This window comes from Streptomyces sp. NPDC104307 (assembly GCF_055584045.1).
This window is the reverse complement of record NZ_JBVJMU010000002.1, coordinates 444,057-462,121: the sequence shown is the minus strand read 5'-3', so window position 1 is coordinate 462,121 and position 18,065 is coordinate 444,057. Positions and strand designations below refer to the sequence as shown.

General features: G+C 70.4%; 19 protein-coding genes. 6 read left to right on the top strand and 13 right to left on the bottom strand.

Annotation, left to right across the window (positions count from 1 at the left end; all coding sequences use genetic code 11):
* Window positions 1-10 precede the first annotated feature (10 nt).
* Window positions 11-286, bottom strand: a complete 276-nt coding sequence (locus tag ACZ601_RS08705) for a hypothetical protein (RefSeq protein WP_024489833.1) — start codon at window positions 284-286, stop codon at window positions 11-13.
* A 327-nt stretch (window positions 287-613) separates the two neighbouring features.
* Between ACZ601_RS08705 and ACZ601_RS08700 the strand changes: the two genes are divergently transcribed.
* Complete coding sequence (locus tag ACZ601_RS08700) at window positions 614-2,272, top strand: beta-N-acetylhexosaminidase (RefSeq protein WP_469534743.1); 1,659 nt, start codon at window positions 614-616, stop codon at window positions 2,270-2,272.
* A gap of 103 nt (window positions 2,273-2,375) precedes the next feature.
* Here the strand turns inward: ACZ601_RS08700 and ACZ601_RS08695 are convergent, their stop codons facing one another.
* From ACZ601_RS08695 to ACZ601_RS08660, 8 genes are all read right to left on the bottom strand, one after another.
* Window positions 2,376-3,359 carry an ABC transporter substrate-binding protein gene (locus tag ACZ601_RS08695; RefSeq protein WP_469535286.1) on the bottom strand — a complete coding sequence of 328 codons (984 nt, stop codon included), beginning with the start codon at window positions 3,357-3,359 and terminating at the stop codon, window positions 2,376-2,378.
* Window positions 3,360-3,542: 183 nt separating this feature from the next.
* A complete protein-coding gene (locus ACZ601_RS08690; protein ID WP_469534740.1) occupies window positions 3,543-3,998 on the bottom strand; it encodes a group II truncated hemoglobin in 456 nt (151 codons plus the stop codon).
* Window positions 3,995-4,315 (bottom strand): antibiotic biosynthesis monooxygenase family protein, encoded by a 321-nt coding sequence (locus ACZ601_RS08685; RefSeq protein ID WP_469534737.1) that lies wholly within the window; start codon window positions 4,313-4,315, stop codon window positions 3,995-3,997. Before ACZ601_RS08685 ends, ACZ601_RS08690 begins: the two co-directional genes overlap by 4 nt.
* 145 nt (window positions 4,316-4,460) lie before the next feature.
* Window positions 4,461-5,102: a GNAT family N-acetyltransferase gene (locus ACZ601_RS08680; RefSeq protein ID WP_469534734.1), complete on the bottom strand. Its 642-nt coding sequence runs from the start codon at window positions 5,100-5,102 to the stop codon at window positions 4,461-4,463.
* Window positions 5,103-5,174: 72 nt separating this feature from the next.
* Window positions 5,175-5,600, bottom strand: a complete 426-nt coding sequence (locus ACZ601_RS08675) for a PIN domain-containing protein (protein ID WP_469534732.1) — start codon at window positions 5,598-5,600, stop codon at window positions 5,175-5,177.
* Window positions 5,597-5,815, bottom strand: a complete 219-nt coding sequence (locus tag ACZ601_RS08670) for a type II toxin-antitoxin system VapB family antitoxin (protein WP_371773050.1) — start codon at window positions 5,813-5,815, stop codon at window positions 5,597-5,599. The genes ACZ601_RS08675 and ACZ601_RS08670 overlap by 4 nt, the downstream gene beginning before the upstream one ends.
* A 38-nt stretch (window positions 5,816-5,853) precedes the next feature.
* Entirely contained in the window at window positions 5,854-6,537 is a 684-nt protein-coding gene (locus ACZ601_RS08665; RefSeq protein WP_469534728.1) for a YdcF family protein, read from the bottom strand.
* 37 nt (window positions 6,538-6,574) lie between these two features.
* Window positions 6,575-6,991 carry an NUDIX hydrolase gene (locus tag ACZ601_RS08660; RefSeq protein ID WP_469534724.1) on the bottom strand — a complete coding sequence of 139 codons (417 nt, stop codon included), beginning with the start codon at window positions 6,989-6,991 and terminating at the stop codon, window positions 6,575-6,577.
* A 58-nt stretch (window positions 6,992-7,049) separates the two neighbouring features.
* Here ACZ601_RS08660 and ACZ601_RS08655 point away from each other — a divergent pair, with 58 nt between their 5' ends.
* Both ACZ601_RS08655 and ACZ601_RS08650 read left to right on the top strand, forming a co-directional pair.
* Window positions 7,050-7,829 (top strand): GntR family transcriptional regulator, encoded by a 780-nt coding sequence (locus ACZ601_RS08655; protein ID WP_469534719.1) that lies wholly within the window; start codon window positions 7,050-7,052, stop codon window positions 7,827-7,829.
* A gap of 172 nt (window positions 7,830-8,001) precedes the next feature.
* Window positions 8,002-8,202: a hypothetical protein gene (locus tag ACZ601_RS08650; RefSeq protein ID WP_440574733.1), complete on the top strand. Its 201-nt coding sequence runs from the start codon at window positions 8,002-8,004 to the stop codon at window positions 8,200-8,202.
* An 81-nt stretch (window positions 8,203-8,283) separates the two neighbouring features.
* Here the strand turns inward: ACZ601_RS08650 and ACZ601_RS08645 are convergent, their stop codons facing one another.
* The 4 genes from ACZ601_RS08645 to ACZ601_RS08630 are packed head-to-tail and all read right to left on the bottom strand — an operon-like array spanning window position 8,284 to window position 14,114.
* Window positions 8,284-9,450, bottom strand: coding sequence for an acyl-CoA dehydrogenase family protein (locus ACZ601_RS08645; RefSeq protein WP_469535282.1), 1,167 nt, complete (start codon window positions 9,448-9,450; stop codon window positions 8,284-8,286).
* A gap of 5 nt (window positions 9,451-9,455) precedes the next feature.
* A complete protein-coding gene (locus ACZ601_RS08640) occupies window positions 9,456-10,415 on the bottom strand; it encodes a hydroxymethylglutaryl-CoA lyase (RefSeq protein ID WP_469534715.1) in 960 nt (319 codons plus the stop codon).
* Window positions 10,412-12,493, bottom strand: coding sequence for an acetyl/propionyl/methylcrotonyl-CoA carboxylase subunit alpha (locus tag ACZ601_RS08635; RefSeq protein ID WP_469535278.1), 2,082 nt, complete (start codon window positions 12,491-12,493; stop codon window positions 10,412-10,414). The genes ACZ601_RS08640 and ACZ601_RS08635 overlap by 4 nt, the downstream gene beginning before the upstream one ends.
* 13 nt (window positions 12,494-12,506) lie before the next feature.
* Window positions 12,507-14,114 (bottom strand): carboxyl transferase domain-containing protein, encoded by a 1,608-nt coding sequence (locus ACZ601_RS08630; protein ID WP_440574731.1) that lies wholly within the window; start codon window positions 14,112-14,114, stop codon window positions 12,507-12,509.
* A 96-nt stretch (window positions 14,115-14,210) separates the two neighbouring features.
* Here ACZ601_RS08630 and ACZ601_RS08625 point away from each other — a divergent pair, with 96 nt between their 5' ends.
* The 3 genes from ACZ601_RS08625 (at window position 14,211) to ACZ601_RS08615 (ending at window position 18,059) form a co-directional block, all read left to right on the top strand.
* Window positions 14,211-14,846, top strand: coding sequence for an SACE_7040 family transcriptional regulator (locus tag ACZ601_RS08625; RefSeq protein WP_469534711.1), 636 nt, complete (start codon window positions 14,211-14,213; stop codon window positions 14,844-14,846).
* A 183-nt stretch (window positions 14,847-15,029) separates the two neighbouring features.
* Window positions 15,030-16,466: a glycosyltransferase gene (locus ACZ601_RS08620; protein WP_469534710.1), complete on the top strand. Its 1,437-nt coding sequence runs from the start codon at window positions 15,030-15,032 to the stop codon at window positions 16,464-16,466.
* 69 nt (window positions 16,467-16,535) lie between these two features.
* Window positions 16,536-18,059: a DUF6056 family protein gene (locus tag ACZ601_RS08615; protein WP_469534708.1), complete on the top strand. Its 1,524-nt coding sequence runs from the start codon at window positions 16,536-16,538 to the stop codon at window positions 18,057-18,059.
* The last annotated feature ends 6 nt before the right edge of the window (window positions 18,060-18,065 follow it).

Below are 18,065 nucleotides of genomic sequence, written 5' to 3'. Positions count from 1 at the left end.
CGGGCAGGTCTCAGCCGTAGACGATGCGGCGCAGCTGGCGGAGCGACAGCTCCGGCGGTGCGACCGCCCGGTGCGGCAGTTCGGCCGCGATCCGTTCGAAGATCTCCGCGTTGACCAGGCCACCGGACTGCAGTTCGCGGTGGCGGCGGCGGACGAAGTCCTCGGTCGTCTCGTCGAAGTACGCCAGCACGTCGAGGATCACCCGGGAGGCCTCGCCGCGCTGGAGCGCGGTGCTGCGCACCAGGTGGTCAATGAGGTCGTCATACGACGAGCGGCGTTCGAGCACTCGTCGATACTGCGATGGAAGGGGCTCCAGCGCAACAATTCTGCCCGATATCGGGCAGGACTCGGGGCGAGTGGCCCTGGTTCTGTGGTCAGTGCAGGTTTCGGGTGGGTCCGGCCGACGGGCTGTGACACCCGCTCGTCCGTGTGACGGACGGGGCCGCCGGGATGAATTCGGCCATAAGCCGCAGTACGTCGGCCACGTTCCGGCACGGGCAACGCGCGGAAGTGGTCTACACCTTGACCATCCATTGGGTAAGCGGTACGCATGGCGACGGTTCGGTCGGTCAGGAGATCCGCAGATGTGACCCCGTAGAAAGGGACCCGGCTTGTGAGACTGCACACCGCGCGGCGCAGTGCTCTTCCCCATGCTCTACCCCGACTTCTCGGCTCGCTGCTGCTCATCGGCGCGGCCGGTGTCTCCACCGCGTGCGCGGCGCCCACGGCGTCCGCGGCGGGCAGCGAGGCGGTCCTGGCGCCGAGACCCCTCGGCCAGCTCGTGCCCGTCCCCGCCTCCGTACGACCGGGCGGCTCCCCGTACTCCCTGAATGACGGCACCCGGATCCGGGTCGACGGCTCGTCCGGCGAGGCCCGCAGGATCGGCGAGTACCTGGCGGGCGTGCTGCGCCCGTCCACGGGTTACGCCCTGCCGGTCACCACCAAGGGCGGCGCCGACGGCATCCGGCTCCGGCTCGGCTCCAGCGACAGCAAGCTCGGCGCGGAGGGGTACGCGCTGACCTCCGGGCGGGGCTCCGTCACCATCACCGCCCGGAAGCCGGCAGGGCTCTTCCACGGCGTCCAGACGCTGCGTCAGCTGCTGCCGGCCCGGATCGAGTCGGACAGCCGCCAGAAGGGGCCCTGGAGCGTCGCGGGCGGCACCGTGACCGACACGCCGCGCTACGGCTACCGGGGCGCGATGCTCGACGTCTCGCGGCACTTCTTCTCGGTCACCGAGGTCAAGCGGTACATCGACCAGCTCGCCCTGTACAAGATCAACACGTTCCACCTGCACCTCTCCGACGACCAGGGCTGGCGGATCGCCATCGACTCCTGGCCGAAGCTGGCCACGTACGGCGGCTCGACGGAGGTCGGCGGCGGGACCGGCGGCTACTACACCAAGAGCCAGTACAAGGAGATCGTGAACTACGCGGCCTCCCGCTACCTGGAGGTGGTGCCGGAGATCGACATGCCGAGCCACACCAACGCGGCGCTCGCCTCGTACGCCCAGCTGAACTGCGACGGCGTCGCGCCGCCGCTCTACACGGGCATCGAGGTCGGCTTCAGCTCGCTGTGCGCGGGCAAGGACGTCACGTACGACTTCATCGACGACGTCATCGGCGAAGTGGCCGCGCTGACCCCCGGCAGGTACCTCCACATCGGCGGTGACGAGGCGCACTCCACCAGCCACGAGGACTACGCCAAGATCATGAACCACGCGCAGGCCACCGTCGGCAAGCACGGCAAGACCGTGATGGGCTGGCACCAGATCACCGGGGCCACGCCGGTCAAGGGCGCGGTCGCCCAGTACTGGGGCTACGACAAGACGTCCGCCGCGGACCGGCAGCAGGTGGTGGACGCCGCGAAGAACGGCACCAGGCTGGTGCTGTCGCCGGCCGACCGGGTGTACCTGGACATGAAGTACAACGACCAGACCGTACTGGGCCTGAAGTGGGCCGGTCTGGTCGAGGTCCAGCGCTCCTACGACTGGGACCCGGCGACGTATCTCGCCGGTGCTCCGGCGGACGCGGTGCTGGGCGTCGAGGCGCCGATCTGGGCGGAGACCCTGACGGACAGCGACGACATCGACGCGATGGCGTTCCCGCGGCTGCCCGGGGCGGCGGAGCTGGGCTGGTCCCCGGCGGCGACGCACGACTGGGACACGTACAAGCTGCGGCTGGCGGCGCTCGGCCCGAGGTTCACCGCGATGGGCATCGACTACTACCGGTCGCCGCAGGTGCCGTGGCCGGCGGAGCCGGCTTCGGCGGGCTGACCTGAGGTGACGGGCCGCCGTCCGGCGGTGGAGGCGCTGTCCTCCATCGCCGGACGGCTGAAACCCTCGGACCTGCTGTCGACCGGAGCGCCTGGTTCCGGCGTCAGGCGGCCTTCTTGGCGTCCTCGATGGCCTTCGCGAGGTCTTCGAGGATCGGTGCGCACTTGTCGTAGCTGTAGATCGGCTCCGCGGTACGGGGGATGACCTGGCCGGCCTTGACGGCGGGCAGCTGCGTCCAGGTCGGCTTGGAGGTCAGGGCGCCGGGCTGGAGCGCCGAGGACCGGTTGTCCATCATGATGATGTCGGCCTGGTACTTGTCGACGTTCTCCCAGCTCAGCTCCTCGAAGAAGCCGGCCGAGTTCACCTTCGGCTCGACGAACTTCACGCCCAGCTCCTGGAAGTACAGGGTGTCGGCGGCGGTCTTCGCGAGCGTGACGTAGAAGAGGTCCTGGCTGGCCGAGCCGATCATGACCTTGATGTCCGGCTTGGACTTCGCGGCGGCGCGCAGCCGGGCCGCCGCCTTCTCGAAGCGGGCCTTGGCGTCCGTGACCGCCTTGGCCTTGAGGTCGGCGCCGAGCGACGCGGCGAGGTCCTCGTGGCGCTGGATGGCCTTCGGGATGGTGGTCTGGGCGGCCCACAGGGCGACGCTCGGGGCCAGCTTGAGGATCTTGTCCTTGGACTGGTCCGGCACGTACCAGAGGGCGTCCTTCTCCCACATCGCGGTGACCAGCAGCTCCGGGCCGAGCGCCGCGTACTTCTCGACGTTGAACTCGCCCCAGACGTTGCCGAGGATCTCGACCTTGCTGACGTCCAGGTCACCGGCCTGCACATCGGCCTTGCCGTCCTTGGCCTTCGTCGGACCGAAGACGGCCTTGACCTCGACGCCGTAGTCGTGGAGCGCGGCGGCGACACCGGTGAAGGCGACGATGTTCTTCGGGACGGACTTGGCCTCCGCGGTCTTCCCCCGGTCGTCCTTGAAGCTCCACGGCCCGGCGTCGGCGCTCTTGGAGCCGCCGGAACCCGCGTCCTTCCCGTCGCTGTCGCCGCAGGCGGCGAGGACGGCGCCGAGACCTACGGCGCCGCCCATGGCCAGCAGGCCACGGCGGGTGGGGCGGGACGGTCGGGTTGTGCGCATGACGGAATCCGCTTTCGTACGAGCCGGAGGCCGGCCGGTGACAGGTTCGAGCGAAGGTAAGCCTAACCTCATGAATTGTCGAACCTGCCGACGCCCCTGCCGACGCCCTCGCTCACGGAAGATCTGTCGGAGGCGTCAGGAGAGCCCGTTCCAGCCCCAGCGGGGAGTCGGGCCCGGAGCGCCCAGATCGTCGTCCGCGTCCCCGGCGGAGACATCGCGAGCGATCTTGGTGCCCCAGTCGAAGTACTCGATGACGCGTAGGCGCAGGAGCTCGTCGTCCGGGAGTTCCTTGTCGACGGCGGTCCTCATCACCTCCATCCAGCGCAGACGCTGCCCCTCGGTGATCCGCAGGCCGAGGTGGGAGCGCAGCAGGGCCTGGTGTCCGCCGAGCCGGTCGGTGTAGTCGGCGGGGCCGCCGAAGACCTCGGCGAGCCAGACGGCGACGTGCTCGATGTGCGTGGCGGAGAAGTCCGCGAAGACCGGTGCGAGCAGGGGATCGGCGAGGACGTGTTCGTAGAAGGTGTTGCTGAGCCGTCGGAGCGCGTCGATCCCGCCGACGGCATCGGCCAGGGTCTGGGAACGCTCGGTCATGACTGCCCTCCCGCAGCGGAGGTCACGGCTGTCTGTTCGTAGTGCTTCATCTCTTCGATGTCCCCGATGTACGGCCGTATCTCTGCGAGGAACGGGGGGAAGTGCGGGCCGTGACGGAAGCCCTGTTCGTGTTCCGCCACGGAGGTCCACACGATGCGCAATATGTAGCGCTCAGGCTCTTCGATGCCATGAGCGAGCTCATATCCCTGACACTGGGGAGCAAGATCTAATTGCTGCGAGGCTGTCGTGTAGGCATCCTCGAACTCGCCTCGGCGTGCCGCATCGGTTATCCGGTAGCGGATGTACTCGACGATCAAGGCCTTCTCCTCATCCTCTTCACGTAAGCGCAACTTGATGCCAGGGCCGTGACGTTCGCGGCAGGAACAACCTACGGCCCGAACTCAGTGCGTGCCACGCCTACTTGGGGGTGTGGCACGAGGGTCGGCGCGAGCAGCCCCCCGTTCACCCGCCGAACAATTCCCGGCACCCGTCGAGCCCCTCCACCGCGACCTCGACTCTGCGGTGCTCCTCCCACCGGCCGCGCTCCAGCCGCAGCCGTTGCAGCGTGACGGGCGCACCCCGCAGGGCGGCGGTCTCCAGCCCGTCCGGGAGGTAGCCGAGCCGCCGCGAGACACCGAGCGAGCGCGGGTTGTCCGTCATCGCGGACGAGACCGCCGTACGGGCCCCGAGCCCGGCGAAGGCGAGATGGAGCGCGGCGCCCCGCATCTCGGTGCCGATGCCCCGCCCCTGGTACCCGAGCCCCAGCCAGGACCCGGTGCTCACCTCACCGGTCACCGCGAAGTCCCTCGCCATCACGTCCTGCCGCCCGACCACCCGGCCCTCGTGCAGCACCGCGAGGCTCAACGACCAGTCACGCTCCGCCCAGTTGGCGACGGATGCCAGCACGTGCTGGAACACCGCCCGGCCGCGCTCGGCGGGCGAACCGTCGGTCCAGGGGACGGTGAACGGCATGGTGTCCGGGTCATGCACCCCGTCGGCGGCGACCGAGGCCAGCTCGTCCAGCAGCTCCAGGTCCGGAAGGCGCAGCTCCAGACGGGGGGTGCGGACGCGGAGCCCGTACAGGGGCCAGTGGTGCGGTTTCATGGTCGAACCCTGCCGGGGCGGGGTGGCCGGTGTCGAACGAATTGCCTGGCAGCGGGTGCGGCGGGCGGCGGGTCATGATCCGGGGGCTCGGCTGTCGAGGGGCTGGAGTCGCACCATGGCGATGTCCGGGCACACCTTGGCGATGGAGCCGAAATCGTCGTCCACATGAAGCACGGTGAGCCGGTGCTGTCGCGCTGTCAGAGCGATCAGGATGTCGATGGGCGAGGGGCCCCGGTGATGGCCGATCCGCACCAGCTCGCGCTGGACGTCGATGACCCTCGGCCAGGGGTCTTCGAGGGCCGGTACCCAGCCGAAGGTCTGGCCGAGCATCGTGAAGAAGGGTTCGTGATCGCGGTCCGCGCGGAGAGCCGGCATGAGTTCGGCCTCGACGGGCGGACACAGGGACACGAGCCCCTGGGAGATCCGTTGCGGCCATGGGTCCCCGACCTGCTTGCGGAGCAGTCGCCAGACCGCGGAGGTGTCGGCGAGGTACCTCACAGGCCGGTGCGCTCCCGCTCTTCGAGGACGTCGAAGTCCAGGAACTGGTCGGCGTTGTCCTGGAGCCATCGAAGCGCACGCGCCCTGTCGTCCGCGCTGACCGCGGCGGCTATCGTCAGCGCGCGGTTGATCGTCTCCCGCTTGGTGGACGTGCCGAGCTGCTGCTGGGCGAAGGCGAGCATCTGATCATCGACGTCCACGAGGGTCTTGGACACGGGGGCCTCCCGAATGCGCGGTCGATATACTCTCTGGATCAGTATATACAAGCGGCCCCGTCGGCGTCGGCTTCGCCCGCGACGAGCCGGCTCGTGAAGCCCGCCCGCAGCAGCCGCTCGTACGCGGCGGCCACCTCGCCGGGGACCGGATCGGCGGCCATGAAGCCCTGGGCCGGGTAGATGAGCAGCCGCTGCAAGGCGCCGACCAGCATGTCGATGACCATGCGGTCGTCCTGGATGGAGGCCAGGTACTCCTCGAACGTGATCGGTTCCGACGCGCTCACGAATTCGACGCCCGGCCACAGCTTGCGCGCCGTGGCGTGGGCGCGTCGTTCCTCGTACGGCTTGCTGATCAGCAGGACGGACGAGACCGTGACACCTGCCTCTTCGAGCAGCGCCCGGGAGAACCGGATGTTCTCGCCCGTGTTGCGGGCGCGCGGCTCTACGAGCACGGCGCTGTCGGGGACGCCGAGTTCGAGTGCCCGCTCCCGATAGTGCACGGCCTCGCCCCGGGGCATCCGATCACGCGTGGTGCGGCTGGTGGCGCCGGTGAAGACGATGAGAGGCGTCATGCCGCGCCGATAGAGACCCACGGCGGTGTCCGCGACCCCGAGGTCGTGGCTCCCGAGGCCGATCGCCGCCGAGCAGGGGCGCGGGTCGTGGTGCAGCAGGTGGTGGTCCCAGAGGAGTTGGGCGTCGGACCGCACCTTGGTGGGGATCACCGTGGCTCGCTTTCGGTTCGCCCCGAGCGCCGGCCATTCATCTCAGCCGCTGTCCGTCGTGAGCGCGCACGGGCGGTGTGGTGCTTTCGAGCGCGTCGAGTACGCGCACGGCGTACGCCTCGGCCATTCGGCTCCGGACTTCCTCGCGAGTGAACCAGCGGACCTCGGACGTCTCGGCCGAGGTCTGCTCCTCGCCTCCGATCGGACGGCACAGGAAGACCAGCGCCACGATCGCGCGCTCCATGTTCTTGTATACGCCGCTCAGGCGCACGGGGTCGACCTTGACCCCGGTCTCCTCCAGTACCTCGCGGCAGACGCCGTCCTCCGGCCGCTCGTCGAGCTCCAGCACGCCACCCGGGGCCTCCCACGCTCCGTTGTCGGCCCGGCGGATCACCAGTACGCGGCCGTCCTCGCGGACGACGACGCCGGCCACGGAGACCGAGTGCAGCGACATGCGGATACCTTCCTGGGTAGCGTACTTATGTAGAGGAGCATAGGAGGGAAGGAACAGTATGGCGACCACGGCTCCCAGAGACTCCGGCAAGCCCCGCTACCTGCAGATCGCCGGCGATCTGGCGCAGCAGATCAGGTCCGGGGTGATGGCGCCGGGAGACAAGGTGCCCAGCGAATCGGTGCTGATGGCCCGTTACGCGGTTTCGCAGGGGACGGCCCGCAAGGCGGTGGCCGAACTGCGGCCGATGGGCCTGATCGATACGCATCACGGCAAGGGCTCGTTCGTGAAGAGCCGGCCGCCAGTGCTCCGTAAGTCCTCCGACCGGTTCCGCCGTTCACACCGCAGGGCGGGTAAGGCCGCATACCTCACCGAAGCCGAACAGGCGGGCAGGGCACCTGCGGTGGCGGTTCTCTTCATCGGCCCGGTGGAAGCGCCCAGTGATATTTCGGAACGGCTGGACCTGCCCCCGGGGAGTCAGGTCCTTGCGCGCCGCCGTCTGTATCTCAGTGACGGGACGCCCACGGAGGTGGCGGTCTCCTATCTGCCGTGGGACCTCGCGAAGGATATTCCGGAACTGTTCGCGGAGAACCCTGGTGGCGGTGGCATCTACGCGCGGCTTGAGGACCACGGTCACACGTTGACGGAGTTCACCGAGACGGTGCGTGCCCGCCTTGCCACCAAGGAGGAGACCGTGGCGCTGAGTCTGAGCCCCGGTTCGCCCGTCCTCCACCTCACCCGGAGCGCTCAAGCGGAGTCGGGTCGCGTCGTGGAGGTGTGCGACACCGTCATGGCGGCGGACCAGTTTGTACTCGACTACCGCATTCCGGCTGGAGAGTGATGGGCAGTCAATGACCGGGGCCGCCCGACGGTCCGGTCACTGCCTCGCTTGACTCATGTGCAGGAGTTGGGCATTCTTGAAGACGCAACTCATATACATGAGTGCAGGAGTTAAGGGTGTGCGATTCAGTGCTCGTGGAGCGCGTACTTCGCGGGCTGAAAGGGATGGGCGAATGGCAAGCGGCAGCAAGGGGCGGCGAGCTCTGTCCCGACTGACGAACGAGTTCGGTACGGACGGTGTCCTCATCGTCCCGAAGTCCGGTATCGATGCGGAAGGCGCCGACCTCGTGCCCGGCGCCGCCCTTCGCTGGCCGCCGTGCGAGTGCGGGCACTCGCTGTGCCCCGACTACGTGGTTCCAGGGGGCGAGGGGTGAAGGTTCAGCCGGGGCCTTCCGGGATACGGATGGGGCGGGCCCGGCACCCGGGCCCGCCCCATCCGTCTGTCGCCTCCCGGCTCAGCCCGGCAGCCCCAGCTCCCGCGCGATCAGCATGCGCTGGACCTCGCTGGTGCCCTCGCCGATCTCCAGGATCTTGGAGTCGCGCCACATCCGGGCCACCGGGTACTCGTTCATGAAGCCGTAGCCGCCGTGGATCTGGGTCGCCTCGCGGGCGTTGTCCACCGCGACGGTCGAGGAGTACAGCTTGGCGATCGCCGCCTCCTTCTTGAACGGCTCGTCCGCCAGCAGCCGGGAGGCCGCGTCGCGCCAGCCGATGCGGGCCATGTGGGCGCGCATCTCCATGTCCGCGATCTTGAACTGGATCGCCTGGTTGGCGCCGATCGGCTTTCCGAAGGCGTGCCGCTCGGCGGCGTACTTCACCGACTCGTCCACACAGCCCTGTGCCAGGCCCGTCGACAGGGCCGCGATGGCGATCCGGCCCTCGTCCAGGATCCGCAGGAACTGCGCGTAGCCGCGGCCCTCCTCGCCCAGGAGGTTCGCCGCCGGGACGCGGACGTCGGAGAAGGACAGCTCGCGGGTGTCCGAGGCGTTCCAGCCGACCTTGGAGTACGGGGCGGCGACCGTGAAGCCGGGGGTGCCGGACGGGACGATGATCGCGGAGATGCGGGGGCGGCCGTCCTCCTTGCGGCCTGTCACCGCCGTGACCGTCACCAACTCGGTGATGTCCGTACCGGAGTTGGTGATGAAGCACTTGGAGCCGTTGATCACCCACTCGTCGCTGGACTCGTCCAGCACCGCCGTAGTCCGGGTGCCGCCCGCGTCGGAGCCGCCGTCCGGCTCGGTCAGGCCGAACGCGCCGAGCGCCTCGCCCGCGCAGAGCCTCGGCAGCCACTGCCGCTTCTGCTCCTCCGTGCCGAAGCGGAAGACCGGCATCGCGCCCAGCGAGACCCCGGCCTCCAGGGTGATCGCCACCGACGAGTCGACCCGGGCCAGCTCCTCCAGCGCGATCCCGAGCGCGAGGTAGTCGCCGCCCATCCCGCCGTACTCCTCCGGGAACGGCAGCCCGAACAGGCCCATCCGCCCCATCTCCCGCACGATCTCGTACGGGAACTCATGGCGCTCGTAGAAGTCACCGATCTTCGGCGCGATGACGTCGTGCGCGAACTCCTCTACGGTGCGGCGCAGTTCTTCGTGCTCGGCGGTCAGCCGGTGGTCCAGGGACATGGGGGTCATTGCTCCTTGTGGGACAGGGCGCGGACGGTGCGGGACGGGCTGGGTCGGCCCAGTTGTTCGGCGAGCCACACGCTGGTGGCGGTGAGCCCGTCGAGGTCGACGCCGGTCTCGATGCCGAGGCCGTCGAGCATCCAGACCAGGTCCTCGGTGGCGAGGTTCCCGGTCGCGCTCTTCGCGTACGGGCAGCCGCCGAGGCCGCCCGCGGAGGCGTCCACGGTGGTGACGCCGTGCCGGAGGGCGGCCAGGGTGTTGGAGAGGGCCTGCCCGTACGTGTCGTGGAAGTGCACCCCGATCGTGGCGGTGGGTACCCCCGCCGCGTTCAGCGCCGACAGCAGGGTCTGTACGTGGCCGGGCGTCGCGACGCCGATCGTGTCGCCGAGCGAGAGCTCGTCGCAACCGAGGTCCAGCAGCGCCCTGGCCACCCGGACGACCTGGGAGACCGGTACGGCCCCCTCCCACGGGTCGCCGAAGCACATCGACAGGTAGCCGCGCACATGCACCCGGTCCGCCTTGGCGCGGGCCACCACGGGCTCGAACATGGCGAGCGACTCGTCGATCGTGCGGTTCAGGTTGCGGGACGCGAACTCTTCCGTCGCGGAGCCGAAGACGGCGATCCGGCGGGCGCCGAGCGCGAGTGCCCGGTCCAGCCCCCGTTCGTTCGGCACCAGGACGGGGAGTGCCACGTCACCCACGTCCGCGATGTCGCCCAGCATCGGGAAGAGCTGTTCCGCGTCTGCCAGTTGGGGTACCCACTTGGGGTGGACGAAGCTCGTCGCCTCGATCGTGGAGAGCCCGGCGACCGCGAGCCGGCGGATGAACTCCGCCTTCACCTCGGTCGGTACGACGCCCTTCTCGTTCTGGAGGCCGTCGCGGGCACCGACCTCGTGGATCCGGATCCGGGCGGGCAGGCCCGGATCGGGGACCGTCATCGGCAGGGTGCGGGTGGTCGTCGTCATGCTTCCTCCCCGGCGGCGGCCACGGGGGTGACCACGGCGAGTACCTGGTCCATCGCGACCGTGGTCCCGGCCGTGACGTCGAGTTCGGTGACGGTGCCGGCGTGCGGGGCCGAGATGACGTGCTCCATCTTCATCGCCTCCACGACGAGGAGGCTCTGCCCGGCCGCGACCTCGTCCCCGACGGCCACCTTCACCACGGTGACGGTGCCGGGCATCGGTGCGGCCAGGGTGTCGGCCCCGGAGCGGCCGGCGCCGGTCAGCGACGCCTCCACCGGGTCGTGGTCCCGGACGTGCCAGGTGTCGCCGTCGCGGCCGAACCAGCGGCCGTCCGGGGACGCGGCGTGGGCGAACGCGTGGGTGACACCGGCCAGTTCGAGGGTGACCCGGCGTTCGTCCGCCGTGATGATCCTGGCCGTCTCCGCGCTGCCGGGCAGCGGGCCCAGTGGACCGCAGCTGCCCGAGTCGGGGGCCGGCGGCCGCGCGCCCTCGCCGATGTGGCCGAAGGTCACCTCGGTGGCCGCGCCGCACGGACGCAGGCCCACCTGCACCGGTTCGTGGCCGGGGATGTGGAAGTGGTGCGGCGTCCGCGCCGGGGTGCCGCCCAGGCGCCAGCCGTCTCCGGCCGAGAACGGGTCGGTCCAGGTGCGCGGCCCCGGGGCGGGGGCGGGGGAGTGCTGCCGCAGCAGTGCGGCGGCCGCGTACACCTCCTCCGGCACCCCGTCCGGCACCAGCGTGTCCACCTCGCGCTCCACCAGACCGGTGTCCAGGTCGCCGGCCACCACCGCCGGGTGGCCGAGGAGGCGGCGCAGGAAGCCCGCGTTGGTCGGGACGCCGAGGACCACCGTGTCCGCGAGCGCCGCTCGCAGCCGGCGCAGGGCCGTGGCCCGGTCGGGGCCGTACGCGATCACCTTGGACAGCATCGGGTCGTACAGGCTGCCGACCTCGCCGCCCTCACCGAGCCCCGAGTCCGTCCGCACCCCGCCGCCCTGCGGCTCGTCCAGCGCCAGCACCGTGCCGCCCGAGGGGAGGAAGCCCCGGGCCGGGTCCTCGGCGCAGACCCGGGCCTCGACCGCGTGCCCGGTGAGGGTGATATCGGCCTGGGCGTAAGGGAGTTGTTCGCCCGATGCGACGCGCAGCTGCCATTCCACCAGGTCCAGGCCGGTGATCAGCTCGGTCACCGGGTGTTCCACCTGGAGGCGGGTGTTCATCTCCATGAAGCAGTACGCGGCCGGGTCGCCGCCCGGCACGATGAACTCCACCGTGCCCGCGCCGACATAGCCGCAGGAGCGGGCCGCCCGCACGGCGGCCTCGCCCATTGCCGCGCGGGTGGCCTCGTCGAGCAGGACCGAGGGTGCCTCCTCGATGATCTTCTGGTGGCGGCGCTGGAGCGAGCACTCGCGCTCACCGAGGTGTACGACGTTGCCATGCCCGTCCGCCAGGACCTGGATCTCGATGTGGCGCGGCCGGTCGATCCACCGCTCCACGAGCAGGGTGTCGTCCCCGAAGGAGGCGCGCGCCTCGCGCCGGGCCGCCGCGATCTCCTCGGTGAGCAGCACAGCGTCGTGGACCAGCCGCATGCCCTTGCCGCCGCCGCCCGCCGAGGGCTTCAGCAGCACCGGCATGCCGATTTCGCGCGCCGCGTCGGCCAGTTGGCCATCGGTCAGGGCGCTTCCGGTGGAGCCGGGGACGACCGGGACGCCGGCCGCCGCGACCGTCTCCTTGGCCCGGATCTTGTCGCCCATCAGCGCGATGGCGGCGGCGGGCGGCCCGATGAAGACGAGGCCCGCGTCCGCGCACGCCTGGGCGAAGCCCGCGTTCTCCGCGAGGAAGCCGTAGCCGGGGTGGACGGCCTGCGCGCCGCTGCGGCGGGCCGCCTCAAGGAGCCGGTCCACGCTCAGGTAGCTCTCGGACGCCGGGGCGGGGCCGATCCGTACCGCCGTATCCGCCTCCCGTACGTGCCGGGCGTCCGCGTCCGCGTCGCTGAATACGGCGACCGAGCGCACTCCCAGCTCGCGCAGTGTCCGGATGACCCGGACCGCGATCTCGCCGCGGTTGGCGACGAGAACGGTGTCGAACATCGTCATCTGTTCCTCACATCCGGAAGACGCCGAAGGCGGCATCGTTCAGGGGAGCGTTGGCGCAGGCGGTCAGGGCCAGCCCCAGCACCTGCCGGGTCTCCATCGGGTCGATCACACCGTCGTCCCAGAGCCGGGCGGTGGCGTAGTACGCGTTGCCCTGGGTCTCGTACTGCTCGCGGATCGGGGCCTTGAAGGACTCCTCGTCCTCTGCGCTCCAGTCGTCGCCCAGCTGGTCGCGCTTGACCGTGGCGAGGACGGACGCGGCCTGCTCGCCGCCCATGACGGAGATCTTCGCGTTGGGCCACATCCACAGGAAGCGGGGGGAGTAGGCCCGGCCGCACATCGAGTAGTTGCCCGCGCCGTAGGAGCCGCCGACCACCACGGTCAGCTTCGGGACCCGGGTGCAGGCGACGGCGGTGACCATCTTCGCGCCGTGCTTGGCGATGCCGCCGGCCTCGTAGTCGCGGCCGACCATGAAGCCGGAGATGTTCTGCAGGAAGACCAGCGGGATGCCGCGCTGGTCGCACAGCTCGATGAAGTGCGCGCCCTTCTGGGCGGACTCGGAGAACAGGATGCCGTTGTTGGCGACGATCCCGACCGGATGGCCGTGGATGTGCGCGAAGCCGGTGATCAGCGTCGTCCCGTACTCGGCCTTGAACTCCGCGAACCGCGATCCGTCGACGACCCGGGCGATCACCTCCCGTACGTCGTACGGGGTGCGGGAGTCGACCGGGACGGCCCCGTACAGACCGGCGGGGTCCACCTCCGGCTCGTCGGCCGGCCGCACGGACCAGGGCAGCGGGCCCCGGTCCGGCAGGGTGGCCACGATGTTCCGCACGATCCGCAGCGCGTGCGCGTCGTCCTCCGCGAGGTGGTCGGTGACCCCGGACGTGCGGGAGTGGACCTCGCCGCCGCCCAGCTCCTCCGCCGTCACGACCTCGCCGGTCGCCGCCTTCACCAGCGGCGGCCCGCCCAGGAAGATCGTGCCCTGGTTCCGGACGATCACGGCCTCGTCGCTCATCGCGGGGACGTACGCCCCACCCGCCGTGCAGGAGCCGAGCACCGCCGCGATCTGCGGGATGCCGGCGCCTGACATCCGGGCCTGGTTGTAGAAGATCCGCCCGAAGTGCTCCCGGTCCGGGAACACCTCGTCCTGCATCGGCAGGAAGGCGCCTCCCGAATCCACCAGGTACAGGCAGGGGAGCCGGTTCTCCAGCGCCACCTCCTGGGCCCGCAGATGCTTCTTCACGGTCATCGGGTAGTACGTGCCGCCCTTGACGGTCGCGTCATTGGCGACGATCACGCACTCCCGGCCGCTGACCCGGCCGATTCCGGCGATCACCCCGGCGGCGGGTGCCGCGCCCCCGTACAGCCCCTCGGCCGCCAGCGGGGCCAGCTCCAGGAAGGGTGAGCCCGGGTCGAGCAGGGTGTCCACCCGCTCCCGGGGCAGCAGCTTGCCGCGCGCCACATGCCGGGCGCGGGCCTTCTCACCCCCGCCGAGCCTGGCCGTGGCGAGCCGCTTGCGCAGCTCGTCGGTGAGCGCGTGATGCGCCGCCTCGTTGGCCTGCCAGGCCTCGGAGGCGGGATCGGCCGCGCTCGCCAGCACCGGTGCCTGCTGCATGCTGTCGAGCCCCCTTGCCCGTACCGCTGTGTTAGTGAGCGTTAACGTCAGCCACAGGTTAACGACCGCTAACGCGCCTGTCTAGAATGATTGGTCATGAGCACCCATGCCGCCGCCCGCGTCGCGGCTCCCACCCGCCGTGAGCAGATCCTCAAGGAGGCCGCGCGCCTCTTTGCCGAGCGCGGCTTCCACGGCGTCGGTGTCGACGAGATAGGCGCCGCAGTCGGTATCAGCGGCCCCGGCCTCTACCGCCACTTCCCCGGCAAGGACGCGATGCTCGCCGAACTGCTGGTCGGCATCAGCGAGCGGCTGCTGGCCGGCGGGGAACTGCGCGTCTCCGAGGACGCCGCCTCCCATGACGGTTCGCACGCGGCGCTGCTGGACGCGCTCATCGCGGGCCACATCGACTTCGCCCTCGACGACCGCCCCCTGATCACCCTCCACGACCGGGAGCTGGACCGGCTGCGGGACACCGACCGCAAGCGGGTGCGCCGGCTCCAGCGGCAGTACGTCGAGGTGTGGGTCGGCGTCGTCCGAGGCCTCTACCCGGACCTCCCCGAGCACGAGGCCCGCGCCGCCGTGCACGCCGTCTTCGGACTGCTGAACTCCACCCCGCACCTGGGACGTCCCGGCGCGCTGCCCGACCGTACGGATACCGCGGCGCTGCTGCACCGGCTGGCCCGGGGTGCCTTCGACGCGGCGGGCGGTGCGCGGGCCGGACGTTCCGAATAGGGGACGCCCAGCAGGCCGCAGGACGCAGGACGCCGGTCGCCGGACGCCGGAAAGCGTGAATCCGGGCCGCCGATCGCGAATCCGTGCCGAATTTTCCCCACGACTCCCATTCGCCTGAGTTGTTTCTGCCGGGTGCGGACATAGGCTTCGGAGCGGTCGGGTCCGCGCCTGATGGGGAATTGAATGAAAAACTGCCAGGTATCGATCGTCGTCCCCTGTTATAACGAGGAAGAGGCCGTCAAAGCGTTTCACCGCGCACTGGTCACCGCCCTCGAACCGACCGGGAAGAGTTTCGAGGTCTGCTATGTCGATGACGGCAGCGAGGATCTCACCCGTGCCGAACTGATCAGCCTGGCAGCCGTCGACGAACGGGTCCGGTACACCGCCTTCAGCCGTAATTTCGGCAAGGAGGCCGCCATGCTCGCCGGACTCCGCATGACCCGCGGGGACTCCGTGGTGCTCATGGACGCCGACCTCCAGCATCCGCCCGAACTCCTGCCCCGCATGATGGAGTTGAGCGGGCACGGCTATGACCAGGTGATCGCCCGGCGCGACCGCGAGGGCGAGGGAGCTCTGCGTTCGTACGCGAGCCGTTGCTACTACCGCGCCATGGGGCACTTCATGGACGTCTCTGTGGTCGACGGCGAGGGTGATTTCCGGCTGCTGTCCCGCCGTGCGGTCGACAGTGTCCTGTCGCTCCCCGAGTCCAACCGGTTCTCCAAGGGGATCTTCTCCTGGATCGGCTTCGACACCACCACCTTCACCTACCACAACGCCGAGCGGGTGGCCGGGCGCTCGAAGTGGGGCAGCAGACGGCTGCTGAACTACGGCATCGACGGACTGATCTCGTTCAACAACCGCCCCCTGCGCCTGGCCGTCTACGCCGGCCTCCTCATGGCGCTGGCCGCGATGGGGTACGCCTTGTGGATCATCGTGGAGGTGGCCCGCCACGGGGTGGGGGTCCCCGGATACGCCTCCCTGCTCACCGCCGTCGTGGCGCTCGGCGGGATCCAGCTGGCCACGCTCGGCATCGTCGGTGAGTACGTCGGCCGGATCTACTGCGAGACGAAGAACCGCCCGCACTACCTGATCCGGGAGACCAGCGAACAGCCCGCCCCCGCCGCTCCCGCCGCACCGGAGCGGCCGTTACGGGTGAGAGGCGGCGGCGCGAGCGCCTTCGGCAGCGGACGTTCGCGGACCGTGCGCCAGTTCATCACCTTCGCCATGATCGGCGTCGTCAATACCGCGGTCTATCTGAGCGTCTACGCGACACTCAACCACTGGATTCCCTATCTGTCCGCCCATGTCATCGGCTATTGCGTCAGCATTGTCGGCTCCTTCCTGCTCAACTCCTACATCACCTGCCGGACGAGTCCGACATGGCGGGCCTTCGTCCGCTTTCCGCTGTCGAGCCTCGTCAATCTCGTCCTTTCCGGGGCCCTGCTCTATGTCGGAGTGAGCCATCTGGGCATGGGGAAGAACATCGCCGCGCTGACCGCCGGAATTCTCGCCACCCCGTTCTCCTTCCTGATCGCGCGGTGGGCCATCACCTCCGGCGCGGCCGTCTCCCGGCAGCCGGAACCACTGCCCGGCGGCCGGACCGGCCGCCCCGGCGACTGACCCCGCACACAGCGGCACCGGCACGGCACCCGCACACAGCGGCCCCGCACGAAGGGAACCGGCACATCCATGACCGCGGAACCACCGGGAACGGCGGACCCCCCACCCACCGCACCGAACCCCCCACCCGCGACACCGAAGCCCCCGAGGCCCCGGCTGCCGCTCTGGGCGGCCGTGCTCACGGTGTTCCCGCTGGCCCTGCTCGCCGCGTCCTTCTGGATCGGCCGGCTGGTGCGGCCGGGCGGCGACGACTGGTGCTTCCTGCCCGTCCTGCGCGACGACGGCGTCTCCGGCATGATCGGGAAGTTCTACCTGGACGACAACGGGCGCGTCGCCAACGCCCTGATGGTCGCGCTCTACGGGGCCGGCGGCGTACCGGGCCACCAGTGGTACGCCACCCTCAGCGGACTGCTGATCCTCGCCGTGCTGTGGGCGCTGATCCCGGCCGCGCTGCACAGCGCCGGGCGGACCGCGCCGCGCGGAGTGCCGCTGCTCGTCGCGTCGATGACGGCGGTGGTGTTCTTCTTCGCCACCCCCAACACGTACAAGACGTTCTACTGGCCCGCCTCCTCCGTCTCGCACACGGTGGCCCCGGCCCTGGCCGCCGCCGCGGTCATCCCGCTGCTGCGGGCCCGGTCGCGCCGGGGGCTGATCCTCGCGCTGGGCGTCGCCGCCGTGGCCGGGCTGTTCATCGGGACCCTCTCGGAGGGGACGTCGATCGTCGCGGGCGTCCTGCTCTGCACCGTGCTGCTGCTCAGCCTCCGCTCGCGGCCAGGACCCGGCCGCGACCGCACCCGGCTCTGGTGCGGCGTCGCGCTGGCCGCCCTGGTGGCGGGGCTGGTCATCATCTACACCTCGCCGGGCTCCCGGCACCGCCGGGAGCGGTTCGGCACCGGCGCCACGTCCGTCGTCGACACCGGATCGCTGGCCGACGCGCTACGGACCTACGGCGACATCCTCGGGACCGTCCTCACCACCTGGACCTACCTCGGCGCCCTCGCCGTCGGCGTGCTGCTGGGCCTGCTGCTGCGCCGGAGCGACCCGGACACCGACGGGCCCCTGCGTAGCCGACCGCTGGTCCCGGCCCTGGCGGCGGTGGCGGCGTTCCTGGTGTCCGGGTACCTGTGCACGCTCGTCACCCTCCCGGCCTTCGAGCACAACATGATGTCGTACGGCACCCGCACCTGGAACGACTACCTCTTCCTGCTCGTGCTGCTCCTCGCCGGACTCGGCGCCCTCGGCGGCGCCGCCCTGCGCGCCCGCGCGGGGGGCACCGCCGCCGTTCCCCTCGTCACGGGGGCGGCGGCGCTGCTCTGCGCAGCGGTCTGCGTGGGGCTGTTCGTGCCGCTGACGGGCCTGGCCCACGACATGGATGTACGGGCCCGGCACTGGGACCGGCAGGACCGGTGGCTGCGCAAGGAAGTGGCCGCAGGCGCGGAGGTCCTGCCGTACGCACCGGCCTCCGTGGGCCAGATGCGCGACCCGTTCGGGAACCACGGGCGCAGCGCCTGGCCGGCCATCTGCACGGCGCGGTACTACCACCTGAAGCGGATCACCTACTCGACCCGGCCGGTCCCCGCGCCGCCACGCTGACCTGCG